This window comes from Oceanobacillus halotolerans (assembly GCF_010993955.1).
In the GTDB taxonomy this organism is placed as follows: Bacteria; Bacillota; Bacilli; order Bacillales; family Amphibacillaceae; genus Oceanibacillus_A; species Oceanibacillus_A halotolerans.
In genome coordinates this window covers 89,511-102,138 of the sequence record NZ_WIXL01000012.1, presented here as the reverse complement: position 1 = coordinate 102,138, position 12,628 = coordinate 89,511, and the positions used below count along the sequence as shown (strand labels likewise).

Below are 12,628 nucleotides of genomic sequence, written 5' to 3'. Positions count from 1 at the left end.
GGTGGAAGCGTGGTGACACGTGGAGCTGACGGATACTAATCGATCGAGGACTTAACTATCTAATTCGTTGTTTCGTTGAACATACTCTTATTTAGTTTTTAGGGTATAAATTAAATACATACATTTAATTTATACTTGATAATAAAATGTCTGGTAGCAATAGCGGAGAGGTCACACCTGTTCCCATTCCGAACACAGAAGTTAAGCTCTCCAGCGCCGATGGTAGTTGGGACTTTGTCCCTGCGAGAGTAGGACGCCGCCAGGCAACTGAAAAAGTCCTAAGATAGTAACCACCTATCTTAGGACTTTTTATTTTGGCATATAGGAAAGTATAAAACGCTCCTCCTGCATAAGTGCAACTAAGGCTATCGCGAAAAGGCTTGGTGATAGCCAAGTTTTCTAATGTTAAGAAGTGTGCATCAAACGTGTTGTCAGGGATGGATTTATACTACATAAAAATGATCAGTTGCTAAAGATTAGGCAACGTTAGCAATAGTAGGGTACCTGTAGCATTTTTTCGACTATTGCAAGCCCGCTATAGCTATATTAGTTTAAACCACTATTATTTCCCATTTGTTGTTGCTGTTGTTGGCCTCCATTTCCACCCATATTTGACATGAATGGTAAAACATTTTGAACGGTTCGACCAAGTGATTGATTATTTTTCGTCATGGAATAATAAGCTGCTGCTCCCACGCCTACAGATGCGATAATTGGTAGCCACATTGCATTTTTTCGCATTGCTAAACCATCCTTTCTTTATTGTCCCCTTACACTATATAGGATGGTTCATTTTTTAAATATCATGCCAGGAATCAACTACCAGTTGTATTAGTGGATTCTAAGGCAGCATTCATCCCAGCTAAACGCCCTGTAACAAGTGCTGAGGTTATATTATACCCACCTGTATAACCATGTATGTCTAATATTTCTCCACAAAAATACAATCCATGCATGATTTTGGATTGCATTGTTTTCGGTTTAATTTCTTTTATGGAGATCCCTCCACCAGTTACAAATGCTTTTTCTAAAGGCAGTGACCCATGAACATGAAATGTAAAATGCTTTATTTGATGTACTAATTCTTGAACAGATTGTTTTGATATGTTAGAGGCTTTTTGATCTTCCGGAATGTCATGATTGGTTAAAAGGAATACTAAAAATCGTTCTGGAATTAGCCCTTTTAGAACGTTTCTTATGGATTTTTTTGGATGTTGTTTTAATTGCGACATAATCGTGTTAATAAGTTCATTTTCATTACGGCTAGCTAGGATATCAAGCTCCATTTTTACTGCTTCTCTGCCTTTCATTAATTCTTTGACAACAAATTGACTACACCGTAATACTGCTGGTCCGGAAATACCAAAATGGGTAAACAACATGTCCATCTGATGAGTTATGATTGGTTTGTTCTTTTTATTTAATACACTTAGTTTAACATCACGTAAGGATAAGCCTTGAAGGCTCTTATTTTGGATAAAGGTTTCATTTGATGTTAACGCTACCTCAGTAGGATAAAGCTCGGTTACAGTATGACCCGCCTTTTTTGCCCATGCATAACCATCACCTGTAGAGCCAGTATGTGGGACTGCTTTTCCTCCGACAGCGATGATAAGTGAACGAGTATTCAACTTTAATCCGTTTTCCAATATAACAGTATGGTTATCCTCATCATAATGAACAGCTTGTACTGGAGTATTCATTTTGACTTCCACATTTAGTTCTTCTAATTTATGAATTAAAGCATTTACAACCGTTTTGGCGGAGTTCGTAACGGGAAACATTCGTCCATGGTCTTCTTCTTTTAATTCCACTCCCATGTCTTCAAAAAACTGGATAATGTCATAGTTATTGAATACAGAAAACGCACTATATAAAAATTTCCCATTTCCAGGAATGTGCTTGATGATTTCTTCTTCTGATAAACGGTTTGTAACATTACACCGCCCACCACCTGATATCGCCAATTTTTTTCCTAATTTGTTCCCTTTTTCAATTAATAAGGTATTTGCTCCATGCTCTGCTGCTGCAATGGAAGCCATTAATCCAGAAGGACCCCCACCAATTACAATTGAATCGTATGTCATTTGTTTCCTTCCTTTCTGTATGTATCTTACCATTTTTCCACCTCAATCGATATTATTTCATGAATTACTTTTAGATTTTACCCTATTTTGAGATAAACGTTATCAAGTCATGCTCTATATATGATAAAATAACGAAAGGTGAGAATAAATAAGAATCAGGTGAAATGATGTCGAACATTGTAAGAGGGACCATGTTGCTAACAGCAGCAACATTTTTATCAAAATTCTTAGGAATGATTTATGTTATTCCTTTTAACAGCTTAGTAGGTGAAACAGGTGGTGCATTATTTTCGTATGCTTACACACCGTATAATATATTAATTAGTATATCCACAGTAGGTGTTCCACTTGCTGTATCCAAATTTGTTTCGAAATATAACACACTAGGTGATTATGAAACGGGAATGCGTATGTTTCGTGCGGGTCTTACCTTAATGACGGTGACGGGTTTTCTCGCTTTTGTAGCCTTGTTTATCGGTGCAGAAACACTTGCGAAAATGGTCATTCCAGACGATGACTTTCAAAACTCTGTGGGGGATGTAACCCTTGTCATACGAATGGTTAGTTTCGCCCTATTAGTTATTCCAGTCATGAGTATTGTACGTGGTTTTTTTCAAGGTTATGAATCAATGGGACCTACTGCTATATCCCAGGTGATTGAGCAAATTGTACGTATTGTTTTTTTATTAAGTGCAGCTTTTATCGTCCTCAAACTGTTTGATGGGACAATTGCAACGGCTGTTAGTTTAGCAACATTCGCAGCCTTTGTTGGTGCATTAGCTTCTTGTGCTGTACTATGGATATATTGGCAAAAGCGAAAACACCATATTCATAAGCAAATTCAGCAGCAGACGAAGAAGTATGAGATTCCAACGAAAAGCTTATTTCTAGAGTTATTTCGATATGCAGGGCCATTTGTATTAGTAGGAATTGCCACACCGTTATATCAATTTGTTGATTTATTAACATTCAACCGGGCAATGTTAACTATAGGTCAAAGTGAAATTGCAGATATTGCCTATTCGGTTATCAATTTTTATGGGCATAAACTGGTCATTATTCCGGTTACGATCGCTACCGGTTTATCGCTAGCTTTAATTCCAGCTATAACGAAATCATATACACAGAACAATAAAGATTTAGTTAATCAACAAATAAATCAATCACTACAAATCGTGTTAGTACTTGTTGTTCCAGCAGTAGTTGGGTTATCGAGTTTATCCGATGTAGCTTATGGATCGTTATATGGATTGACAAATATTGATATAACAGGTCCGCTACTCGCATGGTATGCCCCAGTTGCACTTCTTTTTGCGCTATTTACGGTTTCTGCTGCCATTTTACAAGGGATTAATGAGCAACGATTTGCTGTTGTTAGTTTAACAGCTGGATTATTGATGAAAGTCCTATTTAATATTCAACTTATACACTTCTTTGGAGCAAAAGGTGCTATTTTTGGGACAACACTTGCAGTTGGAACTGCTGTATGTTTTAACCTTTGGAGGGTGAAGCATACGATAGGCTTTTCATTTAGACAAACCTTTAAACGCTTTTTGTTAATTTGTATCTTTAACAGTTTTATGCTATTGACGATTTGGATCGTCAAGGTTATTTTTGGAAACTTTCTTTCTTATGAAGAAGTTAGAGTACACGCTATTTTAATGCTGTCACTTGGTGTTGGATTAGGTGGCGGAATTTATTTATGGTTTGCCTATCAATCAACATTATTAGAACGTGTCTTAGGAGAACGGGTTCGTGTATTGGGTCGAATCTTTAAACGCAGATAGGGGGTGCTTGTGTGCGTTTAGATAAGTTATTAGCAAATATGGGGTATGGAAGTCGAAAAGAGGTAAAAGAGTTATGTAAAAAGAAAAAGGTCACCCTTAATGGAACCTATGTAAAAGATGCTAGTCAACACATAGACCCTATTACTGATCATATTCAAGTAAATGGGGGGACTGTATCGTATAAGCCATATGTATACATTATGCTGAACAAACCTAAAGGGGTTATATCTGCAACGGAAGATATACAAGATAAAACGGTAGTTGACCTTCTTCAGTTGGATATTCAACAGTATAACCCGTTTCCAGTAGGACGCCTTGATAAAGATACGGAGGGGTTATTACTTCTAACAAATGATGGTGAGTTAGCTCATGTGTTAACATCTCCGAAAAAGAAAATTGAGAAAACCTATTTTGCTAAAATCGAAGGGTTCGTAACAGAAGAGGACATAACAAAATTTGCTTCAGGAGTCGTCTTAGATGATGGATATGAGACTAAACCTGGGAAGTTGGTTGTGAAAAAAGAAGGAGAAATTTCAGAAGTGGAATTAACCATTACAGAGGGTAAATTTCATCAAGTAAAACGAATGTTTAAATCAGTCGGTAAGAAAGTTGTTTACTTAAAACGTATTCGTATGGGAATGCTGGAACTGGATAATAGTTTGCGATTAGGAGACTATCGAGAATTAACCAACAACGAAGTGAATGCTTTAAGGCAAAAAAATAACTGACTTATTGCCAGTTATAAGGATAAGATGTTGGCTTGGCTTGTATTGTATTCATTAGGGGATAAGTTTTATCATCTTATCAGGAACCACAAAGGCTTAATAAATTGTTTTAAGATATTTTAACCTTACGATCTGTAATTTCCCATTTACCTCGGTTAGGACTCTTAACAAGATTATGGTGTGTTAACACTTTTAAGTCTCGTTGAATGGTGCGGTCTGTTGTCTCAAATTCTTCGGCAATTTCGGAAGTTGAGATTGGCCCATTTTCTCGGATAAAAAGGTAAACAGCCTTCACTCTAGTAAGCATACGGGATGTTGTTTGATTCAAAAAACCACTCCTTAATGAATTCATTAACCTTGTGGTGCTTGCTTGTGAATCTATGTAGTAATTAATTTTATTGTACACCTAATCTGAATATGATAAAAGTATAAATTTTTAAATTTGTAGTTGGATAGTTGGATCAATGTACTAATCAGTTTAATGGAGGGATAAAAGTGTCAGAGACTCCTCATTATTTTATAGCGATACCATTACCAGAACCTATGAAAAAAGAATTGCATGCAATACAGGATCAACTTAAAAATAGGTTTCCATATAAGTTATGGACACATCAGAATGATTTACACATTACAATGAAATTCCTTGGTGCCGTAGAGCAAATGACATTGGACAACTTAGTAAAGGATTTACAAGAACTTGAAAACATAAGTCATTTTCAGGTAAATATTGAGGAATTAGGAATTTTCGGTGATCCAAAGCAACCTCGGGTACTTTGGACTGGTGTTGAAAAAACAACAGATCTTATTCGATTATATGATCAAGTGGAACGGATTACTGTAAAAAATGGGTTTAAGCCAGAAAAAAGAGAGTATCGACCACATATAACCCTAGCAAAAAAATGGAATGGAAAACAACTTGAGAATAATTTACTTTCCATGATTCCAACAAAAATACCAAATGCACATCGTGTTTTGTCTGTTCATGAAGTGGTTGTTTTTCAGATATTCCCAAAGAATAACCCGAAGTATAAAATAATGGAAGAATTCTCATTACTTGGGGGACAATAAATGGCACAGTTAATAAAAATGGAAGATTATGTTTCACGGTATGAATGGAATATTTATCGATATCCAAGCCAATATATGCGCTTGAAAAAAGACAATTGGAATAGGCTTTTGAATCAATGGGAGAAAGAAAATAATGAACCATTTGTGGCACCAGAAGAAGAGGAGACAATTTTTTCGAAATGGAAAGCTTTTCGTAAACGTTACGAAAAAAATAATAAAGTAGAAGAGGAACAGGTAGATGAAAATAACCTACCAGTAACAGAACAAGAACTAAAGCGGTATTATCTAGATAAGTTGTTTCCTTTTCAGTTAAAGTGGGCCACATCAACTGTGTCTGAAGTGTCTTTTATGAATAAAGCATATGAAAGAGACCCCGTTCTTAAATATTTTTTACAGCGGTTTCCTGATACATTTCTTTTATTATATAAACCAATTTTTTCTATTCATAATGCACCTGTGGATGGTGAAATTATTTTAGTCAGCCCATTAGGAATTGAGGTCATTTATTTAATGGAAGATAACCCGTTTACTACAATTGTTGCAGAAGATGACCGAAAGTGGGGGCTTGTATCCGAAAATAAAAAAAGATCTGTTATTAGTCCAATGATCGCCTTAAAGCGTACGGAAAGTATTATTAAAAGTATTTTGAAAGTAGAACAAGTTACATTTCCAGTTAAAAAAGTGGTTTTGTCTCGTACTAATTATATTTCGTATGGAAGTGAGCCCTATAACACACAAATTATTGGTAAAAAAGAATACAAAAGCTGGTTTAATGAAAAAAGAAAATTAGTTATGCCATTAAAAAATAGACAATTAAAGGTGGCGGAAGCCTTATTGCAATATTGTCAAACAAACGCTGTAAAACGTCCAGAGTGGGAAGAGGATTCCTTAATATTTGTTGAAGAAGAGGACTCGTAAATAATCCTACTTTTTTCAAGGGCTTTTCGCATACGTTTTTGTTTTATATGACCATAATCTATATAATGCGCAGTAAAATAGTGTGGTTGATTTCCGCTCCGGACAGTCGCCTTTCCTCATTCACGAGGATTGAGTGCTTGAATTAGTTCCAGCAGAATACTTCGCTTTCACCAGGGGCATAAGTGCGATATCTGTTCAAACTTTTCGTTTTCACAGTGTCTACTTTACCGCAGGCACGGCCTCAGCCTCCTTAGAAGCAAAGACCGCTTCTTGCGGGGTCTTCGGATACGTGCTATTCCTGCAGGAGTCGACTGTCCTACGCTCCAATCAACTATGTATTAGCTTATGATGATTCTTACAAGAAAATAAAATACGATCTAGCGTAGTGTATTTCCGTAGCGGTATTCATAGATAAAATTATTGCACATAATACATCTTATATGCAGGACGTTTCATACTAGAAAGTCACAATCTTATAGAAAACAGCCTTTTTAATAAGAACATCTTATTACCATTTCTAAAAACTTGAATTACAAACATTTATTAGGTAATCTATTCACATGTCTGTTTTCTTGTTGTGTGGAAATTATAAAAAATTACGCCTATGGATAACTGAATAACAAGTAAATTTTGATAGATTTGAGGAATCAAAAGTGGAATGGATTAAATTAGCGTTTAGTAAAGAGTGGAAAGTAACTCCAGCTGGTGGACTTACTGGAGATGCCTATATTGCCGAAACAACCAATCGTCGTTTATTCGTTAAACGCAATTCTTCACCATTTTTAGCGGTTTTATCTGCAGAAGGAATTGTTCCGAAGTTAGTGTGGACAAGGCGGATGGAAAATGGGGATGTCATTACTGCACAAGAGTATTTAGACGCTAGAGAATTAAAACCAGAAGAAATGCAACATGAACAGGTAGCAACCCTATTATATAAAATTCACCATTCTACTGAATTGCTACACATGCTAATGCGACTAGGAAAAAAACCATTAACAACGGACGAACGGCTTATGTCCATAAAACAAAGGTTGAACAGGAATGAGTTTTACTCTGCCTATCCTGAAGTCGAGGATGCTCTTCATTGCCTAGAGATGTTGTTGCCAGTAACTCGAAATCAGAAACAGGTTGTTTGTCATTGTGATTTAAACCATAACAATTTGTTATTAACGAAACAGGGCCATTTATACTTAATTGACTGGGATAACGCTATGATTGCGGACCCTGTTATGGATTTTGGCTTACTGCTTAAATCGTATATCCCTAGAGATAAGTGGGAGGAATGGTTAAATAATTATGGTGTAACCTATCGTCATGAATTAGTTGAGCGCATGTATTGGTATCTTATTTTGGATGCTTTACAATACTTTAGTTGGCATATGGAACGCCACGAGTATGATAAAGCATGGGAACAACGTCATCAATTAGAAGAATTAACAAACTATGTGAAAGAAACTATTTTAATTTAGTTTGCTCAATGGCATGCATCCATGTTTCTAAATTCGGCTGATTAGTCGTAATATGTTCTTCCATGTTTTGAACAACTTCTCCTTCACGTCCATAATTATAGATCTCTGGTAAGAGTTGCAAAAGTTGTTCATCCGAAATACTGTTATTTGCCATCATAGCCTTTACTAAACGTTTTATTTGCTGATGTTCTGAAACATTTGCACAGCAGTCCTCCGATTGTTCACTTAATATATCATGTAATAGCATTAATTGGTCATCAACATTTAATCCCATTTCCATCACCTCGTTGCATAGTGTACACGTTTTTATCGAATTCTATGCTGTAAAGAAATCGGGTTTTTTAGGAATAAAAATTAGGACATATAAGGGAGGTAGATAATATGCGTCAACGAAATAAACCATGGGCTGATGATTTTCTTAAAGAGAATCCTCACCTAGTCATTCCAAATCCTAGTAAACATAAAGATAACTGGCAAACATTTTTTGGTAATGACCATCCGATTCATATTGAAATTGGAACTGGGAAAGGGCAATTCATTACTGGAATGGCTAAGCAACATCCAGGGATTAATTTTATTGGAATTGAGGTTGTAAAAAGTATTATTGTTACTGCGGCTCAAAAGGTAAAGGAACTTAACCAAGATAATGTGTATTTATTACACGAAAATGCCGATGATTTAGAGTCCATATTTGGAAAGAACGAAGTATCCACCATTTATTTAAACTTTTCTGATCCGTGGCCAAAAAATCGCCATGAAAAAAGAAGATTAACGTACCATACATTTTTACAACAATATAAAGAAATCTTAGCACCAGGTGGGGAGGTTATTCTAAAAACAGATAACAAGCACCTGTTTGAATATTCTCTTGTAAGCTTTTCTAAATTCGGCATGGAACTAGAAGAAGTGATATTAGATTTACATGCTTATCATGATCCACAAAACGTGATGACTGAATATGAAGAAAAATTTTCAGCAAAAGGACAAACTATTTATCGCTGTCGTGCGAGGTGTAAAGGAGAATCCAACTAAACTGGGTTCTTTATTATTTTAATTGACAGCGTTTGCATATGGTGGGGTCTTTGTTTAAACTTGAACTTAGAAAGGGAGGGCTTTTAATGGAGAAACTTCAAATTGGTCGTGCATCTTTTACATGGCTAAAAGGAGGCGTTAATTTTTTAGATGGAGGAGCTATGTTTGGGGTTGTACCAAAGGCATTATGGTCTAAAAAATATCCCCATAACGAGAAGAATCAAATTGAATTACGTACAGACCCAATATTACTTCAAATAGACGGAAAAAATTTCTTAATTGATTCTGGAATGGGGAATGGAAAGTTAACGGAGAAACAGATTCGTAATTTTGGTGTATTAGAACAATCCTCTATAGATGCATCATTAGCTGAATTGGGATTAACGGTTAAGGATATTGATGCAGTTCTGATGACACATTTACACTTTGATCATGCATGTGGATTAACGAAAAAAGAAAATGACTCCTATACCTCTGTTTTTCCAAATGCAACAATTTATACATGTTCTGTGGAATGGAACGAAATGAGAAATCCGAATATTCGATCTGTCAATACCTATTGGAAAGAAAATTGGGAACCTATTCAAGACCAAGTACAAACATTTGATAACGAATTAGAAATTGTAAAAGGGTTAAGAATGATCCATACAGGTGGTCATAGTGACGGGCATAGTATCCTTGTATTTGAAGATGGGGATGATTGTTTTATACATATGGCTGATCTTATGCCAACACATGCACATCAAAATAAATTATGGGCTTTAGCATATGATGATTATCCAGTCACTAGTGTACATGAAAAAGAAAAATGGATGGATTTTGGATATAAAAAGCACGCGTGGTATACCTTCTATCACGATGCCTATTACCGCGCCATTCAATTTAATGAAAATGGTGAAAAAGTAAGTGAAGTCAAGCGGAAACGATATGAATACAAGACATCATGATGAGGACACATTTTCAGCATAGTTTCGTACAAACGGATAGGTGATTTAATAAGGGGAAAATAAGATATTATGTTAAAGTATACACAGGTGAGCTTATTCTTTTGACACATCGCATAAGTTTGTAAGGGATTTTCATTACAAGAGGAGGGCTATTCTATGAAAAACAGTAGAAAAATTTTAGCAATATTTACTTTAGTATTAGTAATTTTAATAGCAGCTTGTGAAAGCCCATCTGATGAATCCAGTGATGTGTCGGACAACCAGTCGCAAAATAACAATTCATCTCAATACACAAATTCCGATTCTTCTAATGTAGATTCAACAGAAAGTGCCTCAAACGCCGACAACAATAAAGCAGAAACCATCGATATAGACAATAATAACCCAAATAAAACAGAGGATACATCAAACAATGTACCTGCAAAAGAAGAAGGCCCATCTATTAATAATACTGATGCGAGTCTAAAGGAAGAGTATCTCAAAAAGTTTAATGATACTAAAAAAGAAACGGAAGAATTGGAAGCAGTAGATTTATCAACATATGCTTTGAAAAAAGTAGAAAACGATAGATGGGATACTTGGGATGAATTGTTAAATGAAATTTATGGAGTTTTAAAGGAGCAACTGCCACCAGAAGAGATGGACCAATTAAGAGAAGAACAACGGAATTGGATAAAATATAGAGATGATCGTGCATTGGAAGCATCGCTAAAATATAAAGGTGGTACCCAGGAACACTTAGAATATGTGACTGTGCTAGCAAATCTTACAGAAGAAAGATGCTATGAATTAGTTGTGGATTATATGAGTTAATTCCTCAATACTACAGATAGCTATCAAGCAGATATTTAAGATAATTAGTAAAATTACGAATGACTCTATATACATAGACTCGTGTGTGTTAGTTAAAGAACACTAAATAATAAAGACATTGCTATAAATGCTGTCATATCAATAAAAATGGAGTGCTAAAATCAATGCGATTTTGCACTCCAAAACTATTGCTAATTTATGATTTAGGCAGTTTGTACAGCACCGATTACAGCACCTGTATCAACATCTACATGGAATTCATATTGTTTATTTTCTCCATCTGCTTCTCTAGTAATACCACCGCGATAAACGGTGTATAGGAGTCCATCCTTTTCCATTTCTTCTGGTTTCATGTAAATCCAGGATCCACTAATTGATCCTTGTTTTTTAAACATCTCTTTTGCGTTTTCTAATGCCTTTTCAGGTGTGATTTTTTGATATTGATCGATCTGTTGTTTGGCTAGATATCCTACAGCAACACCTAATCCAGCAACAAGTAATGCTCTTCTCATTCCCATCTTTTTTCACCTCTACTCTTTATTATCCCAACTTCCAATATACATTAGTATACCTTAAATGGTCTGAAAATAAAAACGAAACACGATGAACAAATCACACTTAACTAGTGGAAAAGAAATAAACATTTCCGTTATACTAAAGTTGGTACATAGAAATCGGATGGAGGTATGGGAATGAATCAAGAAACCATGGAACTATTTAAAAATCTTACGGAATTGCAAGGTGCACCTGGAAATGAACATCTTGTTCGGAACTTTATGAAAGATCAACTTTCTAATTATGCAGATGACGTGATTCAAGATAACTTAGGTGGCGTATTTGGTATAAAAAAAGGGACTGGTCCTAAAGTAATGGTTGCTGGACATATGGATGAAGTTGGCTTTATGGTCACACAAATTACAAAAAATGGCATGATTCGCTTTCAGACATTAGGTGGATGGTGGAATCAAGTGATGCTCGCACAACGTGTTCAAGTAATGACAGATAATGGACCAGTAATTGGTGTGATCGGCTCCATTCCACCACATAATTTAACAGCAGAGCAACGTAAGAAACCGATGGAAATAAAAAATATGTTAATTGATATTGGTGCTGATGATAAAGAAGATGCAGAAAGAATTGGAATTAAACCAGGTCAACAGGTAGTACCAGTTTGCCCATTTACCCCAATGGCGAATGACAAAAAGATTCTTGCAAAAGCATGGGATAATCGATATGGTTGTGGGTTATCAATTGAATTATTAAAAGAACTTCAAAACGAAACATTGCCAAACGAACTCTATTCTGGTGCAACCGTTCAAGAGGAAGTAGGTTTAAGAGGTGCACAAGTGGCAGCAAATATGATTAAGCCAGATATCTTTTTTGCATTAGACGCATCCCCTGCTAATGATATGTCTGGAGAAGATAAAGAGTTTGGTCAACTAGGGAAAGGTGCACTATTACGTATATTTGATAGAACAATGATTACCCACCGTGGAATGCGTGAATTTGTGTTAGATACTGCAGAGTCCAATGATATACCATATCAATACTTCTTATCACAAGGTGGTACAGATGCAGGTCGTGTCCATACTTCTGGTAAAGGTGTTCCATCTGCAGTGGTTGGAATATGTTCTCGCTACATTCATACAGCTGCATCCATTGTTCACGTTGACGATTATCAAGCAGCTAAAGATTTGTTAGTTAAACTTGTCAAATCAACAGATCAATCAACCGTAGACACCATTCGTCAACGTTAATTTAGAAAAGACAAGAGGTATGAAT

General features: G+C 35.7%; 14 protein-coding genes and 1 rRNA gene. 10 read left to right on the top strand and 5 right to left on the bottom strand.

Annotated elements, in window-relative coordinates:
• Window positions 1-149 precede the first annotated feature (149 nt).
• Window positions 150-265 (top strand): 5S ribosomal RNA (rrf, locus tag GHC26_RS12965).
• Between the two features lie 281 nt (window positions 266-546).
• Here rrf and GHC26_RS12960 read toward each other — a convergent pair.
• Window positions 547-741 (bottom strand): hypothetical protein, encoded by a 195-nt coding sequence (locus GHC26_RS12960; protein ID WP_163971702.1) that lies wholly within the window; start codon window positions 739-741, stop codon window positions 547-549.
• 74 nt (window positions 742-815) lie between these two features.
• Entirely contained in the window at window positions 816-2,087 is a 1,272-nt protein-coding gene (locus GHC26_RS12955; RefSeq protein ID WP_163971701.1) for a BaiN/RdsA family NAD(P)/FAD-dependent oxidoreductase, read from the bottom strand.
• Window positions 2,088-2,254: 167 nt separating this feature from the next.
• Here GHC26_RS12955 and GHC26_RS12950 point away from each other — a divergent pair, with 167 nt between their 5' ends.
• Window positions 2,255-3,874: a putative polysaccharide biosynthesis protein gene (locus GHC26_RS12950; protein WP_163971700.1), complete on the top strand. Its 1,620-nt coding sequence runs from the start codon at window positions 2,255-2,257 to the stop codon at window positions 3,872-3,874.
• 11 nt (window positions 3,875-3,885) lie between these two features.
• Window positions 3,886-4,602 (top strand): pseudouridine synthase, encoded by a 717-nt coding sequence (locus GHC26_RS12945; protein ID WP_163971699.1) that lies wholly within the window; start codon window positions 3,886-3,888, stop codon window positions 4,600-4,602.
• Between the two features lie 106 nt (window positions 4,603-4,708).
• On the opposite strand, the gene GHC26_RS12940 is transcribed toward GHC26_RS12945, so the two are convergent.
• Window positions 4,709-4,927, bottom strand: a complete 219-nt coding sequence (locus GHC26_RS12940; protein ID WP_163971698.1) for an HTH domain-containing protein — start codon at window positions 4,925-4,927, stop codon at window positions 4,709-4,711.
• A gap of 167 nt (window positions 4,928-5,094) precedes the next feature.
• On the opposite strand from GHC26_RS12940, the gene thpR reads away from it, so the two are divergent.
• From thpR to GHC26_RS12925, 3 genes are all read left to right on the top strand, one after another.
• Window positions 5,095-5,667, top strand: a complete 573-nt coding sequence (gene thpR / locus GHC26_RS12935; RefSeq protein ID WP_163971697.1) for an RNA 2',3'-cyclic phosphodiesterase — start codon at window positions 5,095-5,097, stop codon at window positions 5,665-5,667.
• A complete protein-coding gene (locus GHC26_RS12930; RefSeq protein WP_163971696.1) occupies window positions 5,668-6,585 on the top strand; it encodes an NERD domain-containing protein in 918 nt (305 codons plus the stop codon).
• 662 nt (window positions 6,586-7,247) lie between these two features.
• Window positions 7,248-8,054, top strand: coding sequence for a phosphotransferase (locus GHC26_RS12925; protein ID WP_404821797.1), 807 nt, complete (start codon window positions 7,248-7,250; stop codon window positions 8,052-8,054).
• Here the strand turns inward: GHC26_RS12925 and GHC26_RS12920 are convergent.
• Window positions 8,041-8,328: a YtzH-like family protein gene (locus GHC26_RS12920; protein WP_163971694.1), complete on the bottom strand. Its 288-nt coding sequence runs from the start codon at window positions 8,326-8,328 to the stop codon at window positions 8,041-8,043. The genes GHC26_RS12925 and GHC26_RS12920 overlap by 14 nt on opposite strands.
• A gap of 107 nt (window positions 8,329-8,435) precedes the next feature.
• On the opposite strand from GHC26_RS12920, the gene trmB reads away from it, so the two are divergent.
• The 3 genes from trmB to GHC26_RS12905 all read left to right on the top strand — a co-directional run bounded on the left by trmB (window position 8,436) and on the right by GHC26_RS12905 (window position 10,846).
• On the top strand, window positions 8,436-9,086 hold the full coding sequence (gene trmB, locus GHC26_RS12915; RefSeq protein ID WP_163971693.1) for a tRNA (guanosine(46)-N7)-methyltransferase TrmB: 651 nt from the start codon (window positions 8,436-8,438) through the stop codon (window positions 9,084-9,086).
• Between the two features lie 86 nt (window positions 9,087-9,172).
• Window positions 9,173-10,033 (top strand): YtnP family quorum-quenching lactonase, encoded by an 861-nt coding sequence (locus tag GHC26_RS12910; protein ID WP_163971692.1) that lies wholly within the window; start codon window positions 9,173-9,175, stop codon window positions 10,031-10,033.
• Window positions 10,034-10,189: 156 nt separating this feature from the next.
• Window positions 10,190-10,846 carry a lysozyme inhibitor LprI family protein gene (locus tag GHC26_RS12905; protein ID WP_163971691.1) on the top strand — a complete coding sequence of 219 codons (657 nt, stop codon included), beginning with the start codon at window positions 10,190-10,192 and terminating at the stop codon, window positions 10,844-10,846.
• A 203-nt stretch (window positions 10,847-11,049) separates the two neighbouring features.
• On the opposite strand, the gene GHC26_RS12900 is transcribed toward GHC26_RS12905, so the two are convergent.
• Window positions 11,050-11,364, bottom strand: coding sequence for a PepSY domain-containing protein (locus GHC26_RS12900; protein ID WP_163971690.1), 315 nt, complete (start codon window positions 11,362-11,364; stop codon window positions 11,050-11,052).
• Window positions 11,365-11,538: 174 nt separating this feature from the next.
• On the opposite strand from GHC26_RS12900, the gene GHC26_RS12895 reads away from it, so the two are divergent.
• Window positions 11,539-12,603, top strand: coding sequence for a M42 family metallopeptidase (locus tag GHC26_RS12895; RefSeq protein WP_163971689.1), 1,065 nt, complete (start codon window positions 11,539-11,541; stop codon window positions 12,601-12,603).
• The last annotated feature ends 25 nt before the right edge of the window (window positions 12,604-12,628 follow it).